This window comes from Candidatus Thioglobus sp. NP1 (assembly GCF_003326015.1).
GTDB classification, from domain to species: domain Bacteria; phylum Pseudomonadota; class Gammaproteobacteria; order PS1; family Pseudothioglobaceae; genus Pseudothioglobus; species Pseudothioglobus singularis_A.
Window position 1 is genome coordinate 1,232,278 of record NZ_CP023860.1, and the last position, 26,275, is coordinate 1,258,552.

The window sequence follows — 26,275 nt, forward strand, 5'->3', positions numbered from 1 at the left end:
TAAACATGCATCCTACCGTTAATATTGCAGTTCGAGCTGCTCGTGCAGCTGGTGATGTTATCCTAAGGTATCACAACCAAGTCGACTTGTTGACCATAGAGAATAAGTCTATCAATGACTTTGTCTCAGAGGTTGATAAAACTGCTGAAAAAGCCATTATAAACGAGATTAAAAAAGCCTTCCCAAAACATTCGATTTTAGCTGAAGAGAGTGGAGAGATATTAGGTGACAATAATTTTCAATGGATTATTGATCCTTTAGATGGTACTACTAATTATTTACATGGATTTCCTCAATACGCTGTTTCCATTGCCCTGCTTGAAAACCAAATCCCAACGCATGCTGTTATTTATGATCCTTTTAAAGAGGAACTCTTTACTGCATCAAAGGGTGAAGGCGCTTATTTAAATGATGAAAGAATTAGGGTAACTATGTCAAATGGACTTGAAGACACTCTAATTGGGACTGGCTTTCCATTCAAACATCCTCAACATCTTGACTGTTATCTAGAAACCTTTAAAGCAATCCATCCACATGTATCTGGAATTCGAAGAGCAGGAGCAGCTGCACTAGATCTAGCTTATTTAGCTGCTGGTCGCTTAGATGGATTTTGGGAGATTGGTTTAAACAAGTGGGATATGGCTGCAGGAGCTTTACTTGTTAAGGAGGCAGGAGGCTTTATTGGTGACTTTTCAGGAAGGGATCAATACATGGAAACTGGTAATGTTGTTGCTGGGAATGCTGATGTCTTCAAAGTACTTTTAAAAAAAATACACCCTCACCTCAGCGAAGACCTTCAGCGATAAGAACGCTAGTCAATTGAAAGTTGCTCGCCATTAATCCTTTCTGCTTCTTTTGATAACAGATATACAATTACAGAGCTCTTTTCTTCAGGTTTTGGCAAAGTCGACGCATCTTCTGCTGGATAAGCAGTTCTCCTCATTTCTGTTCTCATTTTTCCAGGATTGATTGTATTAACTTTAATTTTCGTTTTCTCAAGCTCTTCAGAAAGAGTCATAGCGAGACCTTCTAACCCAAATTTACTAACACTATAGGCTCCCCAATATGCTCTCGCTTTTCTACCTACTGAAGAGGATAAAAAGAGAATTCTGGCATCATCTGACTTCTTCAAAGCAGGGATAAGAAACTGAGTTAACATAAACGGAGCAGATAAATTTATTTGAAGAGTTGAATACCAAAGTTTAATATCATATTGATCAATAGGCATTTGCGTACCAAGAATAGCAGCATTATGAATAAGACCATCAAGTCTATTAAATTTCTCAATAATATTATCTTGCAATTCTTGGTAATTTTCAGGCGAAGCACCTTCAAGATCTAGTGGGTAAAGTATGGGCTCCTTATAGCCAGCATCAACAACTGCATCATAGGCATACTCAAGTGAACTCAAATCTCTACCCAGCATAATAACGGTAGCACCTGCCTTTGCAAGATCCATTGAAATTGCAAGACCAAAACCTTTGTTTGCACCAGTAACTAAAATAACCTTACTGTTTAGTTCATTTTGCTTAACTTTATAATTTTTTGGAAGTTTCATTCACTGATATCTTTATTAGACTTTACACCAAGTGCCTTTAATTTTTCAGCACGTCCAATTAAATTACCTGGACCTGTTTGCAGTTTTTTTCTAGCATCAGAAAAGCCCTCTTTAGTCTTATCTAGCTGACTTTCAATCTTATCTAAATCACTAAAAAAACCAGCAAGCTTGTCATACATTTTTCCTGCTTGACGAGCAATTTCATCAGCATTTTTGTTTTGTTTATCTGTTTGCCACATAAAATTCACCGTCTTTAAACTCATACTAAGCATTGAAGGTGAAACTAACATAATATTCTTCTTTAAAGCATCATCAAACAAGCTATGTTTATGCTGAAGAGCTAACAAAAGAGCGCCTTCAATTGGTATAAAGACAAAAATAAAATCAAGACTTCTGACACCCTCAAGATTTTCATATTCTTTTATACTTATATTCTTAATTTGATTATCTATAGACGCAATATGCTTCTTTAAAGCTTCTTCATTAGTTTGATCAGCAACATAATCAACATAATCTTTAAGCGATACTTTTGAATCTATAACAACATCCTTTCCTTCTGGTAAATGAAGAATTACATCAGGTTTAAACTTCTCTCCAGTTTCGCTTTTATATTGTTTTTGTAAATCAAATTCAATACCCTCTTGGAATCCATAACTTGATAATAGTGAGCTTAAAATTTCTTCTCCCCAATCTCCTTGAAGTTTATTGTCATAGGTTAGGGCATTTGTAAGATTTTGAGCTGATTGCTGGGTTTCACGATTTGCCTCATGTAATGATTTAATTTGTTCTTTTAATGACGTTCTTTCTTCAATTTGTTCTTTAGTAATAGTTTCAATTCTATCTCTAAAGCCTTTTAGTTGAGTTTGAAGAGGAGTCAATAAATCTGAATTATCAATCTTAAGTTTATCTCTATCATTTTTCAAAATATCAGATGCTAAAGCTTTAAAGTCATGATTTACCTGACTTTTAAGTTGATCTACAAATTTAGATTTCTCTACAAAACTTTTTTCTTTTTCTTCAAGAGTTGCTTTTAGTTGAATATTTTCTTCTCTGGAGTTGAGTAATTTTTTGTTAAATACATAGAAGGATATAAATGCACCAATTACAAGGGACAATAAGCCAATAAGAATATTCATGTAACTCTCCAAGCTTTATGAATCTTACGTATTTTAAGTAATATAGGGCTCATTAATGAAATAGCTGAATTTATCCTTAATAATCTTAGTAAAATTTTAGTTAGAATCACAACTAAATTATAACGTTAACCCATTACTATAACTATGCTGTTTTTAAGATCTTTATTGTACTTTATTGGCTCAATAATAAGCCTCATTGTTATAACTTTGTGTGGGTTATTTCTTGTAATTTTGCCTTATAGTTATAGACAAAAATTTCTTTCGAATTGGGCTATTTTTTGTATATGGTGGTTAAAAATTAGCCTAAATATTACTACTGATGTAAAGGGTAGTGAAAATATTAATTCATCTCCCAGTGTTATTATTTCTAATCATCAATCAACCTGGGAAACATTGGCTTTTCAGACCATATTTCCAGCTCATACTTGGGTGTTAAAACAAGAACTTTTATGGTTACCTGTGTTTGGCTGGAGTCTTGCTCTTCTAAAGCCTATTGTAATAAATCGAGGAGATAAATTAAATGCCATTAAAAAAGTAATTAAACAAGGTTCTGAGAGATTAAGTCAAGGTATTTCTGTTGTGGTTTTTCCTGAAGGAACCAGGCAAACATATAAACATTTAGGAGATTATCAAAATGGTGCTGCAGCTATTGCCAAGAAGTCTGGTCATGATATTATCCCTGTCTATCATAATGCAGGTAAATTTTGGCCAAAAGGAAGCTTTATTAAAAAACCTGGAGTAATAACAGTTGTTATTGGCAAGGCTATTTCTAGTTCATCTTTGACTTCTTCAGAGTTAACAAAAGAGGTTAGGAATTGGACACTTGAGCAAGAAAAAAAACTACTTTAAGTTTTCTTTGAATTAAAAATATGACAAAAAAGTTCAGCAGTTTTCTGAGTATCATAAAGTGCCGAATGCGCTTGCGTATTGTCCCACTCAATACCCACCTTAGCTACAGCTTTAGCTAGGACTGTTTCACCACAGTATAGAGCTGATAAGCTAACTGTATCCAAAGTAGAAAATTGATGGAAAGGGCTCTTAAGATTTATTCTATCTGTTGCAGCTTTAACAAATCCTAAGTCAAAAAATGCATTATGCCCAACAAGAATTGACCTTGTGCATTCCTCATTTTTGAGATATTCATTAATACAGCTAAAAATTTCACTAAATGCCTCTCTCTCACTAACAGCAAGACGAAATGGACTGTCAACGTCAATGCCATTAAACTTAAGTGCTGATGACTCTATATTTGAGCCTATAAAAGGTTTTATATGGAAATGAAGGGTTTTCTTTGGTTCTAATAAATACTGATCATCAAGGCCAATAATAATAATACAAATTTCTAATAGAGCATCTTTGGATTCATCAAAGCCACCAGTTTCAACATCTACCACTACTGGGAGGTAACCTCGAATTCTGTCTTTAAGCTTCATTAATGTTTATTTAATAAAATAATTTACAAACAATTCTTATTTAAAACTCTTTAAATAAATAACTGATTTTCTTTGATTATCATAACTCTTTTGTCGAATCAATGGGAGTGAGATTAATTCTGCTTTAGTAAATCCATATCTAAGAAAAAATCTACCTCCAAATTTTGAGAGAGCAAATATATAGGATAATTTCATATTTTTTGATTTTTTAATCAAAGCCTCCATAAGCTTTGAAGATGTTCCAGTGTTATGAAAAGACTTCTTAACTGCAAGAGCATAAATTTCTCCAGCATTCTCAGGCTTATAAAATTTTAGTCCTGCACAAGCAATAATTTGACCACCCTCTTCTAGAACCACAAAATCATTTATTACTTGATTGAGATCCTCATAACTCCTATTTAGCAACTTACCATCTTCAACAAATGGTTGCATCAATTCAAATATTTGTGAGACTTTACTCAATTTATAGCCTTAAATTGCTTATAGAACCGGCCTATTTTAGTCTAAAATTTGTATTTTTTGCTTATTTAAATTGGATGTCAAATACAAGAAAATTTTCCTCAGCTGTTGTAGATGGATATGAGAGAGCTGCATCAAGAGCTATGCTTTACCCAGTCGGCTTTAAGAAAGAAGACTTTAAAAAACCGCAAGTAGGCATTGCATCAACCTGGTCCATGGTTACCCCTTGTAATATGCACATTAATGACTTAGCTGATCAAGCTGAGATTGGCGTCAATTCTGCTGGTGGAAAAGCTGTAATATTTAATACAATTACTATTTCAGATGGAATATCAATGGGCTCTGAGGGGATGAAGTACTCCTTAGTCTCTAGAGAAGTTATTGCTGATTCAATTGAAACTGTCGTTGCTTGTCAAGGGTTTGATGGAGTCGTAGCTATTGGTGGTTGTGATAAAAACATGCCAGGATGCGTTATGGGTCTTGCAAGACTAAATCGTCCATCTGTATTTGTTTATGGAGGAACCATTCAACCTGGTAAAAACCATACTGATGTTGTTAGTGTGTTTGAAGCTGTTGGTAAAAGAGCAAATAATGATATTAGTGATATTGAATTAGAACAAATTGAATCAACTGCAATTCCAGGTCCTGGTTCTTGTGGTGGAATGTACACTGCAAATACAATGGCTTCAGCAATTGAAGCTCTTGGAATGAGTCTTCCTAACTCTTCATCTCAAGATGCCATATCCGATGATAAAAATAGTGACTCATCAAGAGCTGGTGAAGCTGTATTAAATCTATTAAATAACGACATTAAGCCAAGCGATATTATGACTAAAGAGGCCTTTGAAAATGCTATTACCTTAATCATCACGCTTGGTGGCTCAACAAATGCAGTTCTGCATCTAATTGCAATGGCTGATGCCATAAATGTTGACTTAACAATTGATGATTTCACTCGTATTGGTGCTAATGTTCCTGTTCTTGCTGATCTTAAGCCCTCAGGTAAGTATATGATGAGTGAGCTTGTTCAAATAGGAGGTACCCTTCCATTAATGAAGATGCTCCTTGATGCTGGTATGCTTCACGGTGAGTGTATTACTGTGACTGGTAAAACCTTAGCAGAGAATTTACAAGATGTTAAGCCCTATGCAGATAGTCAAGAAATCATCATGTCATTAGATAATCCAATCAAAAAGGATTCTCACTTAAGAATTTTACGAGGTAACCTTGCCTCTGAAGGTGCTGTAGCAAAAATAACTGGAAAGGAAGGGCTGACTTTCCAAGGAAAGGCTAAAACTTTTGCTTGTGAGGAAGATGCACTTCAGGCAGTATTAAATGATCAAATAATTGAGGGTGATGTAATTGTTATTCGTTACGAGGGACCAAAAGGAGGGCCAGGAATGAGAGAGATGCTTGCCCCAACCTCAGCAGTTATGGGTAAAGGCCTTGGTGGAAAAGTCGCACTAATTACTGATGGAAGATTCTCTGGTGGAACTCATGGCTTTGTTGTTGGTCATATTACACCAGAAGCTTACACTGGCGGTGCTCTAGCAATAATTGAAGATGGTGATGAAATTTTGATTGATGCTGAAAATAATCGCCTTGAACTTCTTGTAGATGATTCAATTATTGAAAATAGATTATCAAAATGGAAGCAACCCTCTCCTAGATACACTAAGGGTGTCTTAGCTAAGTATGCAAAGCTAGCCCAATCTGCATCACGCGGCGCAATTACTGAATAAAAAAAAATTAACCAAAGTCAGGTATAAAATCGATTTTCCGGTCATCAAGATTAACAGAAGCAACCTTAACTTTTATCATATCTCCTAGGCGATAAATTTTTCCACCTCTTTGACCTTTTAACTGATGGTGTACATCATCAAAAATAAAATAGTCATCCTTAAGGTCTCTAATTGATACTAGGCCCTCAACATAAACTTCTGAAAGTTCAACAAAGAGTCCAAAACCAGCCACTCCAGAAATAACTCCATGGAAGTTTTCTCCCACTTTATCTCTCATATATTCACACTTCAGCCACTGCTCTACATCTCTAGATGCATCATCTGCTCGCCTTTCGGTCATAGAGAGGTGGGTGCCAAATTCAATCATTTTTCCAGATGGCTCTCTAGATGTAGTATTCAGGACTCTTTTTATAGCACGATGCACTAGTAAGTCTGGATAACGCCTTATTGGAGATGTAAAGTGGGCATAATCCTCAAATGCTAAGCCAAAATGACCCTCATTAACTGGAGTATAAGTCGCCTGCTTCATTGTTCTAAGAACTACTGTTTTAATAATATTTTCATCATCTCGACCTTTTGCTTGTTTTAGAACTTTAGCAAAGTTTCTAGATTCTGGCTCTATACCACCCTCCAAGGTCAGCCCTATAGCTGTGAGAAATTTTTGAGTTAACTCAACCTTTTCAGCTGTTGGTTTAGGGTGTGATCTATAAAGGAAGTCTTCATTATTTTTTTGCAAGAATTTTGCAGCAGCTTGATTTGCCATTAACATGCATTCCTCAATAAGACGGTGGGCATCATTTCTTGAGCTAGCTACAATATCTTTTATCTTGCCCTTATTATCAAATAGAATTTGGCTTTCAATCCTATCAAAATCCATGACGCCACGTTTTTGTCTGGAAATTCTTAGGGTTTTATATAATCCATACAGGAAGTCAATGTTGTCAGTAACATTAGAAAACGTCATTCTAAGGGGACTCTTTTTATCCTCAAGCATCTCATTTACCTGAGTATAGGTAAGACGAGCATGCGAAAGCATTACTGCAGAGTAAAATTTATAATCTAAAAGTTCACCCAATGGATCGATATACATTTCACAAACCATTGAGAGTCTTTCTACTTTAGGGTTTAGAGAGCATAAACCATTTGAAATTGCTTCGGGAAGCATTGGGACAACTCGATGAGGAAAATAAACTGAGTTTCCCCGCTCATGGGATTCACTATCAAGCTCAGAGCCTTCTTTAACATAATGAGAGACATCTGCAATTGCTACTAATAATTTCCAGCCATTTTTAGTTGGTTCAGCATATACAGCATCATCAAAATCTCTTGAATCTTCACCATCAATTGTAATAAGCTCAAGTTTTGTAATATCAATTCTATTTTTTTTATCTTTTGGAATGACTTTAGTTGGTAATTGAGCAGACTCTTTAAGTGCTTTTTCAGAAAAAACTGCAGGTATTTGATGTCGATATATAGCTGAATCAACCTCAACTCCTTCATCAAGGTAATTGCCAATAATTGATGAGATCTTTCCTTTGGCATCTGAATCAATAGTTGGAGATGATAGCATCTCAACAACAACTACTTGATTATCAAGACAACCATCTATTAACTCAGTAATTTCAATATTATGCTTTATGCGTCTATCATCTACGACTACATAAGGTTTTTTACCATCCAAATGAAGCCTCCCCACAAGAGTTTTTACAGTCTCTAAAACCTCAACTATTTCAGCGTCTAATTTTTTATTTAGAAGGCGGACTCTAATCTTATCTCCATGAAAAACAAGTTTCATTTGTTGAGAAGTAAGCCTTAAATCTTTACCACCCTTATCAAGAGCGACAAATCCAAAGCCTTTTGGATTAGCAATAACTGTTCCTGTCAAAAGACCACGATTTGAAAATGGCCTATAGACACCACTCTTATTACAACTAAGCTGCTTGTCTCTAACCATAGCTCGTAGACGCCTCTCAAAGGCTTTTTTTTGCTCATCTGCTAAAGCTAATAGGTCAAAAAGCTGGCGCTTACTTCTTGGTTTTTCTTGAATAAAACTTAAAATATGTTCGCGAGATGGAATCGGGCTCTCATATTTTTCCGCTTCACGATCATAGTGAGGGTCAGACATAATGTGCTAAGTATAAAGTATGCTTAGAAATATTAATAACTAATCAAAGGGATTTTGAAGAATTAAAGTCTCATCTCTGTCTGGACCAGTGGATAAAATATCAACTGGAAGTTGGCTTAGCTCTTCAATTTTTCTTATATAGTTTTGAGCCTCTAAGGGCAGCCCTTCAAAAGAATGAGTTCCAATTGTAGAACATTTCCAGCCAGGCATCTCAATGTATATTGGCTTTGACTGGGCATACCCTTCAGCTGAGAATGGAGGTATTGAAGTTCTTTGTCCATTAATTTCATAGGCAACACATATCTTAATTAAATCGAGCTCATCTAAGACATCAAGTTTGGTCAAGCAAATCCCACTAACAGCATTGAGTTTAAAAGATCTGTTCAAGATAACTAAATCTAACCAACCACACCTTCTTTGCCTACCCGTAGTTGCACCAAATTCATGACCCCTTGCACAAAGCTCTCTTCCAATAGGATCGCCCTCATCAGAAGTAATATCATAGTCAAGCTCGGTTGGGAATGGACCCCCACCAACTCTCGTAGTGTATGCTTTTACAATACCTAAAACATAATCTATATCCCTCACCCCTACTCCAGATCCTGTAACTGCACCACCAGAAGTTGTGTTTGAAGAGGTTACAAAAGGATATGTACCTTGATCTATATCTAGTAATGCTCCTTGAGCACCCTCAAATAGGATATTTTCATCATTTTCCATTAATTGATGTAACTTATCGGCAACATCAATAATCATTGGTTTAATGATACTTGCTTGATTTAGAGTCTCATCTAAAACTTGTTGATAATCTACCGTAGGCTGCTTATAATAATTTTCTAAACTGAAGTTATGATAATCAACAACCTCTTTAAGTTTTTGTGCAAAAAGCTTTTCATCTAATAAATCTGCCACTCTTAGGCCTCTTCGAGCAACCTTGTCCTCATAAGCTGGTCCAATACCATTACCTGTAGTCCCTATAGCTGCTTTACCTCTATGAATCTCTCGGGCTATATCTAGCTCAATGTGATATGGAAGTATTAATGGGCATCCTGGACTTATTTTTAATCTCGATTTAACATCTACTCCTGAACTTTCAAGTTCAGCCATTTCCTTTAAAAGAGCTGTCATAGATAAAACGACTCCATGACCAATCAAACATTGAACATTATTTCTAAGAATTCCTGAAGGGATTAGATGTAAAACCGTTTTCTTACCATCTATAACTAGAGTATGACCAGCATTATGACCACCTTGAAATCGAACTACGGAACTTGCTTTATCTGTAATTAAATCAACTATTTTGCCTTTACCCTCATCACCCCATTGAGTGCCTATTATTACGACATTTTTTCCCATCTTTGTCCCTGAATATTAATTAAGAATTAAGTTGTTGTTGAATTAAGAATTTTAGGTCAAAAGAAAAACCTGTAGCATCTCTTGGAGATCCAAATGATTCACTTAAACTGTTATACCTTCCACCTTGTGCTAACGCTTTTGAAAAGCTTGAATGGTAAGCTGCAAAAACAAGTCCATTATGGTATTCATATGCCTTTACCTCACCAAGATCAAACATTAAATTGAGATTACTATCTTTAAAAGACTGATGGAGTCTTTCTAAATTAGTTATTGCACTTATAATTTCTGGAAACTCCTCAAAAAGCTTTAATGCCTGATCTAGAACTCCTTGCTCACCATCAAGTGAAATTAATGAGCGAAATTTATCTGCATGATTAACCTCATTATTAGAAAAAAAGTCAGTAAGGTCAGGAACTGATTTGCGTCTAAAGATATCCCTTAAAGTTGCTATATTTTGATTATTGAGTTCTGCATATTCACAAAGTCCATTAAATATAGCGGTATTTCCAAAACTGAGTGTTATATCTTTTACGCCCAATAAAGCTAGGGATGCCAACATCAGTTCAATTATTTCTATATCAGCATCTATAGCTTTATTTCCATAAAGCTCAGCACCTGCTTGTATAGGTGAACGAGAAGCATAAAAATCATCTGCTTTAGTTTGAAGTATTGAATTAATATAACAATATCTATTGCCTTTTTTTGCTATTGAACGCTTTGAGTCAATTCTAGCAATTTGAGGGGTTATATCTGAGTGAACTCCTAGCATTTGACCACTCACTGAGTCAAGAAATTTAAAGGTCTTCTGGTCGATTGACTTAGAATTTATAATTAATGATTCAGCATATTCAATCATGGGTGGAACAACTAATTCATAGTTCCACCCTTGATATAAATCTAATAGACCTCTTCTTGAATTTTCGTAAGCAAGAGCCTGTTCACCAGTGAGCTCATCTATGCCCTCAGGTAACTGCCAATTACTCATTACCTATATTTATTCCGATGGGTTAAAGTAACGGAAGAATTCAGAGTCAGGGTTAAGTATTAAGATATCACCTTGTTGACTAAAAGACTTTTTATATGACTCTAAAGAACGATAAAAAGAATAAAAATCTACATCTTGACTGTAAGCCTCAGCATAATTACTCGCTGAGATGGCATCTCCATTACCTCGGATTTTTTCTGAATCTCTATAGGCATCAGCTAAGATGATAGTTCTCTCTTTATCTGCAAAAGCCTGTATTTTCTCTGCTTCCTCTGCACCTTCTGAACGGAATTTATTAGCAATACTTTTTCTTTCTGTCTCCATTCGACTATAGACTGAATTTCTGACTTCCTGAGCTAGCTCAATTCGTTTAATACGAACATCTACAACCTCAATACCGAATTCATCTTCAGCAATTTTTTTAAGCTTACTCTTTACACTAGCCATAATTGCTTCACGCTCTTCTGAAACCACTTCAATGATAGTTCTCTTTGAAAACTCAGTTCTTAGTGCATCCTGATTATTCTGAGCAAGCCTTAAGTTAGCAGATGACATAGCTCCACCCGTTGATATGTAAAACTTTTCAGTATCAACAATGCGCCATTTAACGAATGAATCTACAATAACGTTTTTCTTTTCAACAGTTAAAAAAGACTCTGAGGCGGAATCAAGGGTCTGAATGCGCTTATCAAATGAGACTACATTGTTTACAAAAGGTGTTTTAAATTTAAGTCCTGGACTATCTTCAACTGCAACTATTTCACCAAGTCTTAATTTAATAGCAACCTGTGTTTCATTAACAGTATATAAACTTGAAGTTAGTAAGATCAATCCCAATACAGCTAATACAATAATTATTTTTTTCATTATCTATTCTCCCTTGATCTTAAGACACTTCCATCAGAGCTTTGTCCAGATGGAGTTTGATTATAAGTACTTGTATTTGAGGCAGGTCTTGAAACCCTATTAGAATTAATTAACTGATCAATTGGCAAATACATAAGAGAATTAGAGTTTGAATCAACAATAACTTTATTAGTGTCGCTTAGAACATCCTCTAGAGTTTCTCTATATAACCTCTCTTTAGTAACACCAGGAGCCTTTGTGTACTCAGTTAAGATTTGAGTAAAACGATAAGCTTCACCTTCAGACTTTGAAACTACTTCTGATTTATAGGCTTCAGCTTCAGCAATAAGCCTCTGACTTGCACCACGAGCCTTCGGAACAATATCATTTGCATAAGCTCGAGCTTCATTAATATATCTTTGTTCATCTTCCCTAGCCTTTACAACATCATCAAAGGCAGCTTTAAGTTGGACTGGTGGCTGAGCATCCTGCATTGTAACTGCAGTAATCATTAATCCAGTGTTGTATTCATTAAGAAGAGCTTGAGAAGCACTTTTAACTTCAAGCGCAACCTGTTCACGACCAGTAGTTAAAACATGGTCCATTGTATTATCTCCTACAACTTGTCTGATAACACTTTGCACAACATGACTCAGAGTAAGTTCAGGTTGAAATACATTGAATAAGAATGCTTGAGCATCAGCAACTTTATATTGAACTGCCAACTTAACGTCAACCATATTCTCATCCTTAGTTAGCATTAATGATTCTGAGCTTACACCACCACTATATGAATTTTGAACATTTCTAAAACCAATTTCTGCAGAACGAATCTGTTCCACATTTATTTTGTATACTGATTCTACAGGATATGGAATATGCCAGTGTGGTCCCTGAGTTGTAGACTCTTGGAAAGCTCCAAATCTTAAGACCACACCTCTTTCAGCAGGGTCTACGATATAAATACCTGTCAAAAGCCAGACTATTATGGCAAGAATTACTAAGTACTTTAAACTTCCTTTAGCAGCTTTACTTGTTCCAGCACCCCCAGAAGATTTACCACCAAATGTAGAGTTAAACTTATTTTTAAAATCCTTTATAACCTCATCAAGCTCAGGAGGTGTTTGATTATTATTATCGTTCCAAGCCATTTCAGCTCCATTTTGTTTGTTATTCACTTAAATTCCTTATTAAATTAAATCAAAACTAAAAATATAGATATGGTCAAAGCAAAGAAAAACAAGCTTTGATGATAATCTATATTAAATTTAAGAAGCCCCATAAAACCTTCAGGTACAAAAAAGATTACTTACTTAAGTTTTTTTACCAAAACCAAAGAATATTTTACCCAATATAAATTTATTTAGAGTCGTATTTATCTAATGATAAGTTTAATTATCTGGGTATTTTTATGTTGATAAATAATGATAAAATGATGTTTTTTTTAAAATAGTAATTTTCATGAAAAAATACTTAGTTATTCTTTTGTTATTAAGTATCTCTTCTGCCAATGCCGAAGGCATTCAATTAAGCTGTATTCCAAATGAACCAGTCTGCCAAAACTGCTCTAATTTCCAAACTCTTTTTCCCCTTGAGGAATTCTCAACAAATAATGAAAATCTTGATATAGAAGCAGATGAGAGTGAAATACTAGATGGAACATATCTTCTTAACGGAGATGTTGAAATAAACTCTGAAAGTCTTTATCTTGCAGCTGATAATGTTGAGGTATCTACAGTAAATGATTCAATATTAGCAACTGGAAATATTAGATTCCAAGATGAAGCTTACCTAATAACTAGTGACTTATTATCGGCAACTAGAGATGAAGATGAAAATCTAGTAACAACGGCAACAAATGCAAATTATCAAGACTATATTACAGGGCTTGGTGGTGCAAATGGTAATACCGAAAGTATTTATAAAACATCAAGCAACGTTCTTCTTACAAATACAACATACAGCCTATGCCCTGTTAATGAAAATGATTGGTTAATTGAAGCAGATCAAATTAATCTTAACATTGATAAAAATAGAGGAATTGCTAATAATGCAATAATCAAATTTTATGGTGTGCCCATTTTTTATGCTCCTAAATATAGCTGGGTAATTTCTGGAAGAGGGTCAGGCTTCTTAACTCCAAGTTACTCATCATATGATGAGAATGGGGCAACTGAAAACTCTTCTAGTCTCAGAGTGCCTTTATACTTTAACATAGCGCCTGATCGTGACTTGCTACTTGCTTTAACTGTGATGTCAAGCAGAGGATTAACTTATGAAGGTAAATATCGCAAGTTGATTGCACCAAAAATCTCTCCTGATCATGAAGATTCGATTTGGTCAATTGAGACAAAATATCTTCCAGAAGATAAAATTACTAAACTTAAAAGATGGTTAATTAACTTCTCTGAGGAAATGGATATTAATCATAAAACACATTTAAGTGCCCAATATTTCAGAGTATCTGATGCACAATACTTTAATGAAATTGCCCGAATAAGTAGCAATGATAAAACACTTAAGTCTTTTTTAAAGTTATCTTTTAAGGATGCAGATGAACGCTTATCTTTAGAAATTTTAACTGAAGATGATCAAGTCATTAATGCTGGCGTTCCTGTCTATTCCAGAGCACTCGAAGGCTCAATCTCTAAAACTTTTACCATTGACAATAACCAGTCTGAAAAAAATAAGTTAATTAAAAATAAATTAAAAGTTGAAGATTGGAAGTACCCCAACATAACTATATCAACAAACTTTGTGAGCACAAAATTTGCCCATGACCTCAGCACTAAAGAGTCCGGCACAAGAACTAATGGAAACCTCAGTATTTCAAGGCCTTTTGCTATTAAATATCCAGTTATTACGCCAAATGCAAACATTAATCTTACTAAATACTCGCTCAAAAACAGTCCTAATATTAACCGAACGATCTTTGGATCAGGATTAAATATTGACTTCACGACTAATAAGCCTAACAGTATTTTTGGTTATGAAGTAAATCACCGCATTTCTCCTTTGATTACATATAATTACCGCGCTAAAAAAGTTCAAGGAAACATACCGATTTTCGATACCGAGGATAAATACACTGATATTATTTCCTTTGCTGACCTTACCTCTGGTGAGAGATACTCCGGCCTTGATAGGATTACCAATGCCAACGACTTCACTTTGAGTCTTGAGTCGAGCTATAGAAAGATTGATGCATTAGATGACGACAAAGATCTCTTAAATATGAAAATTGCGCAAAGCTTTTATACTGATGATGAAGTTGTTAGTGACACTTCTAATACTAACTATGAAACTAGGAGATCATACTCTGATATTGCAGCCTCAATTGATACCTCACTAGGTAAATATACTATAAGTAATTCTGCTCAATTCGATCCTAAAAAATTTAAGATTACTAGAAGTTTAAATAGCATAACTTATAAATCAAATGATAAAAAGTTTATAACTTTAAGCTTAAGTGACGAGGGTACAGTTGAAACAGAGAAGCTATATGGCTCTTATCCTATAACTGACTCTATTCACTTTTTTGGTGGGCTTGATAAAACTACCTCCACAGGTATTACTAATTCAGAAACTACTGGTCTAGCTTATGAATCTTGTTGCTGGGCGTTTAGGGTTGCTCACTTCAAAGCACATAATGGCGGCACAAATTATAATTACAGTACTGGCTTTGAATTAGTTCTTAAAGGCCTTGGGTCAACTGCATCTCCACTCAAGCGAAAAATAGAAAACAACATTCCAGGATATTCAGCCAAACTTAGATAATGACAAGGGTTATTGCTCTTTTTTTTCTTTTTTTGAATATATCTGCTGTAAATGCAAATAATAGTCTTATTGCGATAGTTAATAATAAAGCTATTTCATATAAATCAATTGAAAATAAAATTATTGACTCTAAATCTTCTGAGGAAAAAATTTTAATTATAAAAGAACATATTGATATTCTTCTTCAGCTTGAAAAGGCTAAAGAGTTTCAGGTAAGTGCCTTGCAAAAAGATGTTGATTTGACATTACAAGATATTGCAAATAATAATCATATTACTATAGATCAGCTTCGCTCATATCCTGATTTTTTTTTAATAGAAAAAGAAGTTTATGAAAAAATATCTATTCTTAACTTACAAAGATTTATTACTAAAGATTTAGTAATTTCTCCTGAGGAAATTTTCATTCAATGTTCAAAGAAAAATTCTGAAAAAGACTTAAAACAAATCAAAATAGCTCAGATTATCATCTCAGAATTAGATAATAAAATTACTAACGACAAAGAGAAAGAAGTCGAAATTAAATCTTTTTTAAATAAGATCTCTAATCATATTAGCAAGGGGGCCTCTTTTGAGACTTTTGCAAAACTTCACTCTCAACATCCTAGTTATTTAAATGGGGGAGTTACAGACTGGCTTACAGTTAATACTCAAACTATGAAAATCTTAGCTGAACTTAAAGAAAATAAAGTTTCAAAAATCTATTTAACAGATTTTGGTTATGCAATTGCAATCAAGATTGATGAGAGATTTATAAGTAGTAAACTAGGAAAGTGTGAAGAAGAGTTAATATATGTTAATGCTGAAGAATTTTATTTTAATTGGGTTAGCAGTCTTAGAGAAAATGCTTTCATTAAAATCTATGAAGAAAAACTTTAAAAATATTCTTATTATTTATGTCTAAATCATTAAAAATATTTGGCTTTCATTCACTTGAAAGTATTTTAAAATCATCTCCCGAACTAGTCTTAAAAGTATTCATTCAAATTGGAAGGGATGATAAGCGAGTTTTAAGCTTATTAGATGATCTTGCTCTACAAAAAATAAGTATTTTAAAGGTTGATAAGAATAAACTTGATCAATTATCAAATGGTGAAACTCATCAAGGCGTTATGTCTGAGATTATCATGCCAACATTTCCTGGAGAGAAAATCTTAATTGAATCTATTAAAAATTCTTCAAAAAAACCCTTGATACTTATTCTTGACTCTATTCAAGACCCTCGAAACTTAGGCGCTTGTCTAAGAAGTGCAAATGCGGCTGGTGTTGATTTTGTTATAATCAACAAAGACGGATCTGCGCCAATAAATTCATTAGTCTATAAAGCCTCTACTGGAGCTATAAACAGCCTTCAAATTTTTCTAGTAACTAATATAGTGAGAACTATTAAAGCCATCCAAAAAGAAGGTCTTTGGGTTATTGGACTTGATGGTAACGCAAAAACCACAATATATGATGTAAATCTTGTTGACTCAATCGCCATAGTAATGGGTTCAGAAGGAAAGGGAATTAGACAATTAATTAAAAAAACATGCGATCAGCTTGTAATTATCCCAATGTCAGGAAATATCGAAAGCCTTAATGTATCTGTAGCTACTGGTATTGCACTTTTTGAGAGTATGAGGCAGAGAAAAACTAGTTGAAAAATATTAGAACTTTCATGTAAAATATTTTCGCTTTAGAATTTAGATAATGGAAAACAATAATCAGCTTCCTAAGGTTATTAAATTATTTAACTTTGCAAAGAAAGAGAGAAGCTTAGGGGGAGTATATAAAATTTCTTCGCTTCCTAGAATAAGTGAAATTGCTAGGAATAAGGAAGATAACGTTAAGGTTGATTTATCATTTTATTTAGAAAATAATAAAACACCATGCATAAAGGGGATAATTAATTTAAATATTATTTTAGATTGTCAGCGCTGCTTAGAAGCACTTCCAATAGAATTAAAGGTTGATTTTAAATTAGCATTTGTCAGGCATGAGCAGCAAGCTGAAGGATTAGATTCTAGTTATGAGTTATATGTAACCAAAGAGGAAGAAGAAGAATTATTAACTATCGATATAATTACTGATGAAATTCTTTTATCAATCCCAATGGCGCCCTCTCATGACTTTAATTGCAATCTAATAATAAATAAAGATGAAGTAGTAGAAGAAAATAGAGAAAACCCTTTTATTATTTTAAAAAATATTAAAATAGCCAATGATGGCAAGGAGTAAGAAATGGCAGTTCAAAAAAGTAGAAAAACACCTTCAAAAAGAGGTATGCGTCGATCTCATAATGCATTAAAAAATCCTGCATTATCTGAAGACCAAGAAACAGGTGAAACTCATCTAAGGCATCATATTACTGCTGATGGATACTATCGTGGTAAGCAGGTTATTAAGTCAGCTCCTGAAGAAATTGAAGAAGTAGAAGGCTAGGTTAGACTAATGTCTATAAAGGTATCAATAGATGCCTCTGGTGGTGATTTTGGTTTTCCTGTTACCGTCAATGCAAGTATTAAAGCATTAAACTCGTTTAATGATCTTTATATCAATCTAGTTGGTGATGAAAAAAAAATCACCTTACATCTTAATAAAAGTAATTTAAATCAATCTTTATTGAATCGAATAGATGTGACTCATTCTACTGAAGTTATTCATATGGATGATTCAGCTTCAACTGCGTTAAGACATAAAAAAGATTCTTCTATGCGGGTTGCAATTAATCTAGTTAAAAATGGTAAGGCAGATGCATGTGTTAGTGCTGGAAATACAGGAGCCCTAATGTCGATATCAAGATTTGTTCTAAAAACAATTGATGGTGTGGATCGTCCTGCAATTATGTCAGCTGTTCCAACTCTCACTGGGCCAACACACGTTCTTGATTTGGGTGCGAATGTTGACTCAAAACCAGAAACCTTGCTTCAATTTGCAATCATGGGTTCTATTGCAGTTCAAAATACTGAAAAAATTGATAATCCAAGTGTTGGCTTATTAAATGTTGGAACAGAAGAACTAAAGGGCAATGATAAAAGTCAAGAAACTGCTGAACTTCTAAAAAAATCCTCTCTCAATTATATTGGTTTTGTTGAAGGCGATGATATTTATAAAGGCAAAGTAGATGTTATTGTTTGTGATGGCTTTGAGGGTAATATTGCTTTAAAAGCAAGCGAAGGTGTTGCTCATATGTTTTCTCACTTCATTAAGAAATCCTTCACTAAAAATTTATACACAAAATTTGTTGCGCTTATTGCTAAACCTGTCATGAATGATTTTAAGTCCAGAGTTGATCCTGGAAAATACAATGGTGCAAGCTTACTTGGCTTAAAAGGTGTAGTTGTTAAGAGTCATGGTAATGCAGACATTGATTCTTTTTTTCAGGCAATAAGGGAAGCCTATCTTGAGGCACATGCTAAAATTACAGATAAGATTTCAGTTCAATTAACTCGTGAATTAGAACAACATAAATAAATTATTATCTAATGAAAAATTTTGCAAGAATTATAGGAACTGGTAGTTATTTACCAGCCAAAATAGTCACTAATTTCGATTTAGAAAAAACACTGGACACTTCTGATGAGTGGATAAGCTCTAGGACAGGCATCAAAGAGAGACGGATAGTAACAAATGAAAGCACTTGTGACCTCGCATTTGAGGCTAGTAAAAAAGCCCTAGAAATGGCAGAAATTAGTGCTACTGAAATTGATATTATCATTCTTGCAACAACTACTCCGGATAAGATTTTCCCTGCAACAGCAACAATACTTCAGCATCAACTTGGTGCTACTTGTCCAGCTTTTGACATGCAAGCTGTTTGTGCTGGGTTTGTTTTTGCACTTCAAACTGCTCAGCAATATATTGAGAATGGTACTGCAAAAAATATACTCGTTGTTGGTAGTGAAATTATGTCAAAAATTGTAGATTGGAGCGATCGCTCTACAGCAATAATATTTGGTGATGGTGCTGGTGCAGTTGTTCTTAGTGCAGATAGTACTTCAGGAATAATGCACTCAAAACTTTATAGTGATGGTTCCCACTTATCTTCACTTCATGTAAATAACAATAGAATTAATGAAATAGGTACTATTGAAATGGCTGGAAACGAAGTTTATAAGATTGCAGTTAAAAGGCTGGCTGATCTCGCAGAAGAAACTTTAAAAAATTGTAGTATGACTTCAGACGATCTAACATGGATGATTCCTCATCAAGCCAATATTAGAATCATTAGTGCTGTTGCAAAAAGAATATCTTTACCAATGAGTAAAGTAATTCTAACACTTGAAAAGCATGGAAATACCTCCGCAGCATCTATACCTTTGGCATTGGATGTTGGAGTAAGGGATGGTAGAATTAAAAAAGGGGATAAATTACTTTTTGAAGGAATTGGGGGTGGCTTCAGTTGGGGTAGTATTCTTGTTGAATACTAAAGATTAAAAAGAACGTTGCATTAATTTTTTCGTTAAATCTTTTAACTGCTCTTCATTGACACTTAATTTAGATATTTCTTCAAGAGCCTCTTTGTAAAGCTTTTTATATATTTTAATTGACTCATCTAAACCCAAAATAGATGGATATGAAGGCTTTCTCTTTATAGCATCCGAATTTTGTCGTTTTCCCAAAATATCTACAGAAGTTGTTATATCTAATACATCGTCTTGAACCTGATAAGCAAGCCCAATCTTGCTTGCAAAATTGGATAGTATTATTGAATCTTCTTGTCTTATATTAGGATTTAAAAGAACACCGAAATTAACTGCACAATTTATCAGTGCCCCAGTTTTCTTTTTGTGCATGCTGTTGAGTAACAATATATCAACATCCTTGGATACTATTGACAAATCAATTGATTGGCCATCAGCCATTTCATAAGAGGATATTGCTAATAAATTTAACAAACTAACTTTAACATCCGAGTCTAGTAATTCATCACTAGATATTACTTTAAAAGCTAGAGCTTGTAATGCGTCTCCTGCTAATATAGCTTGAGCCTCACCAAATACCTTATGTGATGATGGTTGATTATGCCTAATATCATCATCATCCATTGCGGGTAAATCATCATGAATAAGAGAATAAATATGAATTAATTCAATCGCACAGGCACTTTTATCAACTTTTTCAAGCTTAATGCCAAACAAGCTAGCTATGGTGTAAGTGAGTATTGGTCTAAAGCGTTTTCCACCTGCTAAAACACTATATTTCATGATACTTCCAAGATCACTTTTGGAAGACTCTTCAATGAAATTTGAACTCAGATGGAGCTCGAGTTGATTATTAATCCGCTCTCGATAAATATCAAGAATCTCCAAATGACTTTTCTTCATTGTAATTATCTTGTTCAGTTAGGATATTTATACGTTGTTCAGCGTCCATTAATGCAGTATGGCATTTTCTATGAATCTTCACACCCTCTTCAAAATTTTTAAGCGAATCTTCAAGACTTAACTCCCCAGATTCCATCTTACTAATAATATTTTCGAGCTCCAGTAAACCCTTATTAAAATTAAATTTATCTGACATTTTTTCTCCTCAACTTCATACTTTATTCAAAATAGAATCCATCCAAGAACTTGGTAATATTCTACCTAAGAAAGCAAATAATTTTGTTGGAAAGGTTACTCGATAATGAATTTTGGGCGAATTAGATTCTAAAGCATGAATAGTAGCCTTTAAAACTGCTTTAGCAGGTAACGTATATTTTGCATTTTTTTTTGAATTCAACCTTCTAATCATTACTTTATATTGCTCTTTGAAGTTACTATTAGTTATATCTACATTTTCTTTAAAGGCTAAAAATGCATTTTCCCTAAACTTTGACTCAATAGGGCCAGGTTGTATTAGAGATAATTTAATATAAGTATCTTTTAATTCTAATCTTAAAGTATTTACTAATCCCTCAATTGCAAACTTTGAGGCAACATATGACCCCCTAAAAGGCATTGCAACAAAACCTAATACTGAACTAATATATATAATTCTCCCTTTATTTTCTTTCCTCATTTTAGGTAAGACTAAATTAGTTAACTCATGCCATCCAAAAACATTAGCTTGGAATTGTTTCTCAAGAGCTTCACGTGAGATATCCTCAAGGGCACCAGCTTGTCCATAAGCACCATTATTAATTAAAGCATAAAGATTCTCTGTTTGATTAAAAAGAGACATAATTGCGGCTTTTATAGAGCTTGATGAGGATAAATCTAATAATAATGCATCAAAACCTAATTTTCTTAACTCTTTAACATCTTCTTGGTTCCTGGCACTTGCAAATACTCGATAGCCTTTTGATTGAAGCCCATGAGCAATACATAGTCCTATTCCACTAGAACAACCAGTAATTAATACAGATTTTATTTTTGAAGATTTGTCCAAAACTTAGCCCTTTTTTTTAATTCAGGATTAATACTCTCTGAACGCAATAATAAAAAATCGTAAGCCATTCGAAATCTTGGATGATTAAGTAGTTCATTTGCTTTGTTATCATTACAATTTTCTAATTGCTTTTGCATCAACCAAATATCTTTGACACGTTGAGAAAGCCATTTAGGCATCATTATTTGTTGAATCTGCTTTCTAATAACTTCTTCTGAGGCAATAACCATTAGCTCGATCTGAGTTTTATTTTTAATACTTAGGGAGGATAAACATTTTTTTTGGGCATCCCAAAGAAAAACAGCAAATAAAAAAGCTGGGGTTACAGAATCCCCCCTTTTGATTCTTTTTGAGGTATTAATTAAAGTACTATTAATAAACAGGCTATCTTCAGTTTGAGAAAATAAAAAATTAAATAATTCAAACTTTAAAAGTTCTTTATAAACTCCAATAGAGTTCTCATTATGAAACAATTTTATTACTTCTTCATATAGCCTGGCTGGAGGGATATTTTTTAGTAAATAAGCATTACTATTAATGTTTTTTGAAATTTCAGGATTAAGGTCTGCCTCTAATTTAACTTTAAAACGAATCGCTCTAATCATTCTTACAGGATCCTCTTCAAAACGCTCAGATGCTCTACCTATTATGTTAATTTGGGAAGCCTTTAGGTCCTCAAGACCATTAACATAATCAATAACTTGAAATTTCACAACATCATAATAAAGTGCATTAACAGTAAAGTCTCGTCGAAATACATCATCTTTTAATGAGCCATAAAAATTATCTCTAATAACTTGACCTTTATTTGATGTTTTTACTTTTCCAGCTCGAAAAGTAGCAACCTCAATATACTTTCTTGCAGAGAACATAATATGGACCAGCTTAAAGCGTCTTCCAATTATTCTTGAGCGCTTAAATACTTTATGAATTTGCTCAGGGGTTGCACTAGTAGCAATATCGAAGTCTTTTGGTTTGAGGCCTAATAATAAATCTCTAATACAACCACCGACTAAATATGCCTCGTAGCCATTTTTTACTAAAGTTTTAACTACTTTTAAAGCATCTTTATCAATTAATTTTTTATCAAATTTAACACTTTGACGAAATGGAATCATAAAGTAACTAAATCTCTTGGGGTCCAACCGTTTTGACGATGCTCGCATTCGACATTGGTGTAGACTCCACCACGGACATTAAAAACTGCCTTTAATCTTATAAATCGAGGGTCAAGAACATCTACTAAATCATCTAAAATTTTATTAGTAACAGCTTCATGAAAAGCGCCTTCATTACGATAAGACCAAAAGTAATTTTTTAAAGCTTTAAGTTCAACACAACGCTTATCAGCAATATATTCAATAAAAATATCCGCAAAATCTGGCTGTCCAGTTAAAGGACACAGGCAGGTGAATTCTGATGTATCTATTCGTATTACAAAGTCTCTATCAGTATTGGGATTATCAAAAACCTCTAAAATCTTACTTGGGGAACTAGACATGGCCTTTATCTTTATTATTAAAAGTAGTTATTTTATCAATAATTGGGAGAACTTTTCCCTCTCTAAACTGAGAAAATATTATTAAGAATATAGCTAACAATATATGAATACTCCACAAGCCTATAAATGGATTTAATTCATTATTTTCAATAGATGTTTTAGCGATTAAAAGTCCATTGTTATACAACATAAAAAAAACTAAGCCAATTAAAATATTTATACCCTTTCCAGTTCTTGGCGAGGACCTACCTAAATAAACACCCAATATAGATAGAATTAAAACTGAAATTGGCTGGGAAAATCTCCACTGAACTTCTGCATTAGCTAATGGCCCACCTTCCTTAATTAATTCGAGAGTAGACTTTTCTTCAATTTCAGAAAAGTCAGAAATTGATTTCTGAACTTCTCCAGAAACTATCTCTAAGTCATATAATTCAAATTCAAGTATATTGATATTATCACTTCCAGGCAAACCTTGATACCTAACCCCATCCTTTAATCGAAGATATATACTTTTACTGATGTTATCTACATATTTTGTAGCCTTAGATGCTAAAACTATTATTGTATTTTCATTATCAATTGCATAAATAAAAATCTCTTCCATATTTTGTTCATTGGCAGCATTAATATTTTCTGACTCAGATGCATAAAAAACAATATCTCCATTCTTGAAAGATTCAAATTTTCCTTCGGAAATAAATGAAAACTCTGAAGCATTTATAGTTTTGTCTTCTTCAATACTTTTTTGTTGTTTTGCCCAAGGAACTGCAAAAATACTTAAAATTAAAACAATGACAAATGAAAAAACAATTATTGGTTGTATCAACGAGATAAAGTTTTTATCTCCAATTCCTATTGAATTCATTACTACAGCTTCAGAGTTTTTATACAACTGAGATATTGAGATAATAATTGATAAAAATAAAGATAAAGTAAGTATTATTGGAATATCCCTAAGCATATTTAAACCTACTAATGGCATTAGTTCTTGAATGGGAATTCCATGTTGAACACTTTCTTGAACCGTTAATACATATTGATTACCAAATACTATTAGTGCAATAATAAAAGTAATACCAAAAAAGAAAATGATTAAATTTCGAATTAAATATTTCGAAATTAAGGTGTTTTGAAAATTAAAAATCTTATGAAGCATTACGATAATTATAAAATAGCTTCATTATTAAGTGAAGTATTACTTCTTTTGCTTCATAGAGTCAAAGAATTCATCATTGGTCTTAGAAAAACGCAACCTCTCTATTAAAAATTCAGCAGCCTCAACTGTATCCATAGGATGGAGAATTTTTCTTAAAATCCACATTTTTTGAAGTTCTTGTTCATCAGTAATTAACTCTTCACGTCTAGTGCCTGAAGCATTAATATTAATAGCAGGAAAAATTCTTTTTTCTGAAAGTCGACGCTCAAGATGTAATTCCATATTTCCAGTACCCTTAAATTCTTGGTAAATAACTTCGTCCATTTTAGATCCAGTATCTACTAATGCAGTTGCAATTATAGTAATACTCCCGCCATTTTCAATATTTCTTGCTGCACCAAAAAAACGCTTTGGTCTTTGTAAAGCATTTGCATCAACACCACCTGTCAAAACCTTTCCTGACGATGGAGCAACGGTGTTATATGCTCTTGCTAGACGAGTAATTGAATCAAGTAAAATAATTACATCCTTGCCTTGCTCTGCTCGTCTTTTCGCTTTTTGAATAACAATTTCAGCAACCTGGACATGTCTTTTAGCTGGCTCATCAAAAGTTGAAGAAATAACCTCTCCACGAACAGTTCTTTCCATCTCAGTAACTTCTTCTGGTCGCTCATCAATAAGCAGAACTATTAATTCACATTCGGGATGGTTAACTGCAATTGATGATGCAATATTTTGCATGATCATTGTCTTACCCGCTTTTGGAGGAGCCACCAATAGACCTCTCTGACCTTTTCCAAAAGGTGCCACTAAATCAATAACTCTTGCAGTAATATCTTCAGTACCGCCATTTCCAAGCTCTAATTTGAGTCTTTGATCAGGGTGAAGTGGAGTAAGAGAAGAAAAAGGAATACGATTTCTGATATTTTCAGGTGAATCTTCATTAACTTCTGAAACTTTAATTAAAGCAAAATATTTTTCACCTTTTTTAGGGGCTCTAATCTTTCCAGTTACAACATCTCCAGTGGATAAATTAAATCGTCTTATTTGATTAGGAGATACATAGATATCATCTGGACCCGAAACATAAGAATCATTTGACGATCTTAAAAAACCATACCCTTCTTGTAAAACATCAAGCACACCATCACCAAGCACTTCTTCTTCATTATCAGCCTTATGTTTTAGTATTGAAAAAATTAATGTTTGTTTTTTTGCTCTTGAAATATTTTCAATGCCTAGGGATTGAGCAAGTTCTAAAAGTTCTGCAGGGGTCTTAATTTTAAGTTCTGAAAGTTTCATATAGGATTTTTATAGTGAGTTTTTTGGCAAATTGCCGAAGAAGGGATAGTAAGTTTAACTGAGATTTATTTTTATTTTTTTCTAGGAAATAGTTATAAGATAATTTTATTATTATTTAAATATTTGAATCCAAAAAAGCATTTAAGTTCGCCTTTGAAAGCGCACCAACTTTTGTTGCATGAACTATACCATCTTTAAATAACAACATAGTAGGTATGCCTCTGATACCATATTTTGGTGGCAATTGTGTATTCTCATCTACGTTAACCTTTGCTATAGTAATACGGCCATCATACTCATCAGCAATTTCATCAAGAACTGGGGCAAGCGCTTTGCATGGTCCACACCATTCAGCCCAAAAATCAACTAAAACAGGTTGAGAGGAACTTACTACATCAGCCTCAAAAGAAGCGTCACTGACTACTTTAATTTTGTCGTTCATGTATTATAAAAATAATGGATTGTTGATGGAATTGAATAAATTCTTGGTTGTATTATAGCACTTATCATCAATAAATCTATTTTTTTAAAAAAATTGTTTAA

At 33.6% G+C, this 26,275-nt stretch carries 27 protein-coding genes; 10 read left to right on the plus strand and 17 right to left on the minus strand.

Annotation, left to right across the window (positions count from 1 at the left end):
* Positions 1-5 precede the first annotated feature (5 nt).
* Entirely contained in the window at positions 6-806 is an 801-nt protein-coding gene (locus tag CRN91_RS06330) for an inositol monophosphatase family protein (RefSeq protein WP_114116078.1), read from the plus strand.
* Between the two features lie 5 nt (positions 807-811).
* On the opposite strand, the gene CRN91_RS06335 is transcribed toward CRN91_RS06330, so the two are convergent.
* Positions 812-1,558 (minus strand): YciK family oxidoreductase, encoded by a 747-nt coding sequence (locus CRN91_RS06335; RefSeq protein WP_114115595.1) that lies wholly within the window; start codon positions 1,556-1,558, stop codon positions 812-814.
* Positions 1,555-2,694 (minus strand): DNA recombination protein RmuC, encoded by a 1,140-nt coding sequence (locus CRN91_RS06340; protein ID WP_114115596.1) that lies wholly within the window; start codon positions 2,692-2,694, stop codon positions 1,555-1,557. Before CRN91_RS06340 ends, CRN91_RS06335 begins: the two co-directional genes overlap by 4 nt.
* A 144-nt stretch (positions 2,695-2,838) precedes the next feature.
* Between CRN91_RS06340 and CRN91_RS06345 the strand changes: the two genes are divergently transcribed.
* Positions 2,839-3,543: a lysophospholipid acyltransferase family protein gene (locus CRN91_RS06345; RefSeq protein ID WP_174688440.1), complete on the plus strand. Its 705-nt coding sequence runs from the start codon at positions 2,839-2,841 to the stop codon at positions 3,541-3,543.
* Here the strand turns inward: CRN91_RS06345 and rnt are convergent.
* Both rnt and CRN91_RS06355 read right to left on the minus strand, forming a co-directional pair.
* Positions 3,540-4,127 carry a ribonuclease T gene (gene rnt, locus CRN91_RS06350; RefSeq protein WP_114115598.1) on the minus strand — a complete coding sequence of 196 codons (588 nt, stop codon included), beginning with the start codon at positions 4,125-4,127 and terminating at the stop codon, positions 3,540-3,542. The two genes, CRN91_RS06345 and rnt, sit on opposite strands and share 4 nt — an antisense overlap.
* A 36-nt stretch (positions 4,128-4,163) precedes the next feature.
* A complete protein-coding gene (locus CRN91_RS06355; protein ID WP_254424925.1) occupies positions 4,164-4,589 on the minus strand; it encodes a GNAT family N-acetyltransferase in 426 nt (141 codons plus the stop codon).
* Positions 4,590-4,663: 74 nt separating this feature from the next.
* On the opposite strand from CRN91_RS06355, the gene ilvD reads away from it, so the two are divergent.
* On the plus strand, positions 4,664-6,328 hold the full coding sequence (gene ilvD, locus CRN91_RS06360) for a dihydroxy-acid dehydratase (RefSeq protein WP_114116079.1): 1,665 nt from the start codon (positions 4,664-4,666) through the stop codon (positions 6,326-6,328).
* A gap of 7 nt (positions 6,329-6,335) precedes the next feature.
* Here ilvD and rnr read toward each other — a convergent pair whose 3' ends face one another.
* The 5 genes from rnr to hflK are packed head-to-tail and all read right to left on the minus strand — an operon-like array spanning position 6,336 to position 12,818.
* Positions 6,336-8,453, minus strand: a complete 2,118-nt coding sequence (rnr, locus tag CRN91_RS06365; protein ID WP_114115600.1) for a ribonuclease R — start codon at positions 8,451-8,453, stop codon at positions 6,336-6,338.
* Positions 8,454-8,492: 39 nt separating this feature from the next.
* Positions 8,493-9,809: an adenylosuccinate synthase gene (locus tag CRN91_RS06370; protein WP_114115601.1), complete on the minus strand. Its 1,317-nt coding sequence runs from the start codon at positions 9,807-9,809 to the stop codon at positions 8,493-8,495.
* A 19-nt stretch (positions 9,810-9,828) separates the two neighbouring features.
* Entirely contained in the window at positions 9,829-10,794 is a 966-nt protein-coding gene (locus CRN91_RS06375; protein ID WP_114115602.1) for an ATP phosphoribosyltransferase regulatory subunit, read from the minus strand.
* A gap of 9 nt (positions 10,795-10,803) precedes the next feature.
* The gene (hflC, locus tag CRN91_RS06380; RefSeq protein WP_114115603.1) at positions 10,804-11,661 is read right to left on the minus strand and encodes a protease modulator HflC; all 858 of its coding nucleotides are present in this window, start codon (positions 11,659-11,661) and stop codon (positions 10,804-10,806) included.
* Positions 11,661-12,818, minus strand: a complete 1,158-nt coding sequence (gene hflK / locus CRN91_RS06385) for an FtsH protease activity modulator HflK (RefSeq protein ID WP_114115604.1) — start codon at positions 12,816-12,818, stop codon at positions 11,661-11,663. The genes hflC and hflK overlap by 1 nt, the downstream gene beginning before the upstream one ends.
* A 283-nt stretch (positions 12,819-13,101) precedes the next feature.
* On the opposite strand from hflK, the gene CRN91_RS06390 reads away from it, so the two are divergent.
* The 7 genes from CRN91_RS06390 to CRN91_RS06420 are packed head-to-tail and all read left to right on the plus strand — an operon-like array spanning position 13,102 to position 19,828.
* On the plus strand, positions 13,102-15,417 hold the full coding sequence (locus tag CRN91_RS06390; RefSeq protein WP_114115605.1) for an LPS-assembly protein LptD: 2,316 nt from the start codon (positions 13,102-13,104) through the stop codon (positions 15,415-15,417).
* Positions 15,418-15,449: 32 nt separating this feature from the next.
* Positions 15,450-16,295 carry a peptidylprolyl isomerase gene (locus CRN91_RS06395; RefSeq protein WP_254424926.1) on the plus strand — a complete coding sequence of 282 codons (846 nt, stop codon included), beginning with the start codon at positions 15,450-15,452 and terminating at the stop codon, positions 16,293-16,295.
* Positions 16,296-16,312: 17 nt separating this feature from the next.
* Complete coding sequence (gene rlmB / locus CRN91_RS06400) at positions 16,313-17,059, plus strand: 23S rRNA (guanosine(2251)-2'-O)-methyltransferase RlmB (protein WP_114115607.1); 747 nt, start codon at positions 16,313-16,315, stop codon at positions 17,057-17,059.
* A 49-nt stretch (positions 17,060-17,108) separates the two neighbouring features.
* A complete protein-coding gene (locus tag CRN91_RS06405) occupies positions 17,109-17,636 on the plus strand; it encodes a YceD family protein (protein ID WP_114115608.1) in 528 nt (175 codons plus the stop codon).
* 3 nt (positions 17,637-17,639) lie between these two features.
* On the plus strand, positions 17,640-17,840 hold the full coding sequence (gene rpmF / locus CRN91_RS06410; RefSeq protein ID WP_114115609.1) for a 50S ribosomal protein L32: 201 nt from the start codon (positions 17,640-17,642) through the stop codon (positions 17,838-17,840).
* A 9-nt stretch (positions 17,841-17,849) separates the two neighbouring features.
* Positions 17,850-18,872, plus strand: a complete 1,023-nt coding sequence (gene plsX, locus CRN91_RS06415; RefSeq protein WP_114115610.1) for a phosphate acyltransferase PlsX — start codon at positions 17,850-17,852, stop codon at positions 18,870-18,872.
* A gap of 11 nt (positions 18,873-18,883) precedes the next feature.
* Complete coding sequence (locus CRN91_RS06420) at positions 18,884-19,828, plus strand: beta-ketoacyl-ACP synthase III (protein WP_114115611.1); 945 nt, start codon at positions 18,884-18,886, stop codon at positions 19,826-19,828.
* A gap of 3 nt (positions 19,829-19,831) precedes the next feature.
* On the opposite strand, the gene CRN91_RS06425 is transcribed toward CRN91_RS06420, so the two are convergent.
* From CRN91_RS06425 to trxA, 8 genes are all read right to left on the minus strand, one after another.
* Positions 19,832-20,725 (minus strand): polyprenyl synthetase family protein, encoded by an 894-nt coding sequence (locus CRN91_RS06425; protein ID WP_371412764.1) that lies wholly within the window; start codon positions 20,723-20,725, stop codon positions 19,832-19,834.
* Positions 20,697-20,921, minus strand: coding sequence for an exodeoxyribonuclease VII small subunit (locus CRN91_RS06430; protein WP_114115612.1), 225 nt, complete (start codon positions 20,919-20,921; stop codon positions 20,697-20,699). The genes CRN91_RS06425 and CRN91_RS06430 overlap by 29 nt, the downstream gene beginning before the upstream one ends.
* Before the next feature lie 15 nt (positions 20,922-20,936).
* Positions 20,937-21,752 carry an SDR family NAD(P)-dependent oxidoreductase gene (locus CRN91_RS06435; protein ID WP_114116081.1) on the minus strand — a complete coding sequence of 272 codons (816 nt, stop codon included), beginning with the start codon at positions 21,750-21,752 and terminating at the stop codon, positions 20,937-20,939.
* Positions 21,749-22,888 (minus strand): polynucleotide adenylyltransferase PcnB, encoded by a 1,140-nt coding sequence (gene pcnB / locus CRN91_RS06440; protein ID WP_114115613.1) that lies wholly within the window; start codon positions 22,886-22,888, stop codon positions 21,749-21,751. The genes CRN91_RS06435 and pcnB overlap by 4 nt, the downstream gene beginning before the upstream one ends.
* Positions 22,885-23,271, minus strand: coding sequence for a preQ(1) synthase (queF, locus tag CRN91_RS06445; protein ID WP_114115614.1), 387 nt, complete (start codon positions 23,269-23,271; stop codon positions 22,885-22,887). The genes pcnB and queF overlap by 4 nt, the downstream gene beginning before the upstream one ends.
* A complete protein-coding gene (gene lptF, locus CRN91_RS06450) occupies positions 23,264-24,430 on the minus strand; it encodes an LPS export ABC transporter permease LptF (protein ID WP_114115615.1) in 1,167 nt (388 codons plus the stop codon). The genes queF and lptF overlap by 8 nt, the downstream gene beginning before the upstream one ends.
* Positions 24,431-24,469: 39 nt before the next feature.
* Positions 24,470-25,732, minus strand: a complete 1,263-nt coding sequence (rho, locus tag CRN91_RS06455) for a transcription termination factor Rho (RefSeq protein ID WP_114115616.1) — start codon at positions 25,730-25,732, stop codon at positions 24,470-24,472.
* Between the two features lie 115 nt (positions 25,733-25,847).
* On the minus strand, positions 25,848-26,174 hold the full coding sequence (gene trxA, locus CRN91_RS06460; protein WP_114115617.1) for a thioredoxin TrxA: 327 nt from the start codon (positions 26,172-26,174) through the stop codon (positions 25,848-25,850).
* Positions 26,175-26,275: the final 101 nt, after the last annotated feature.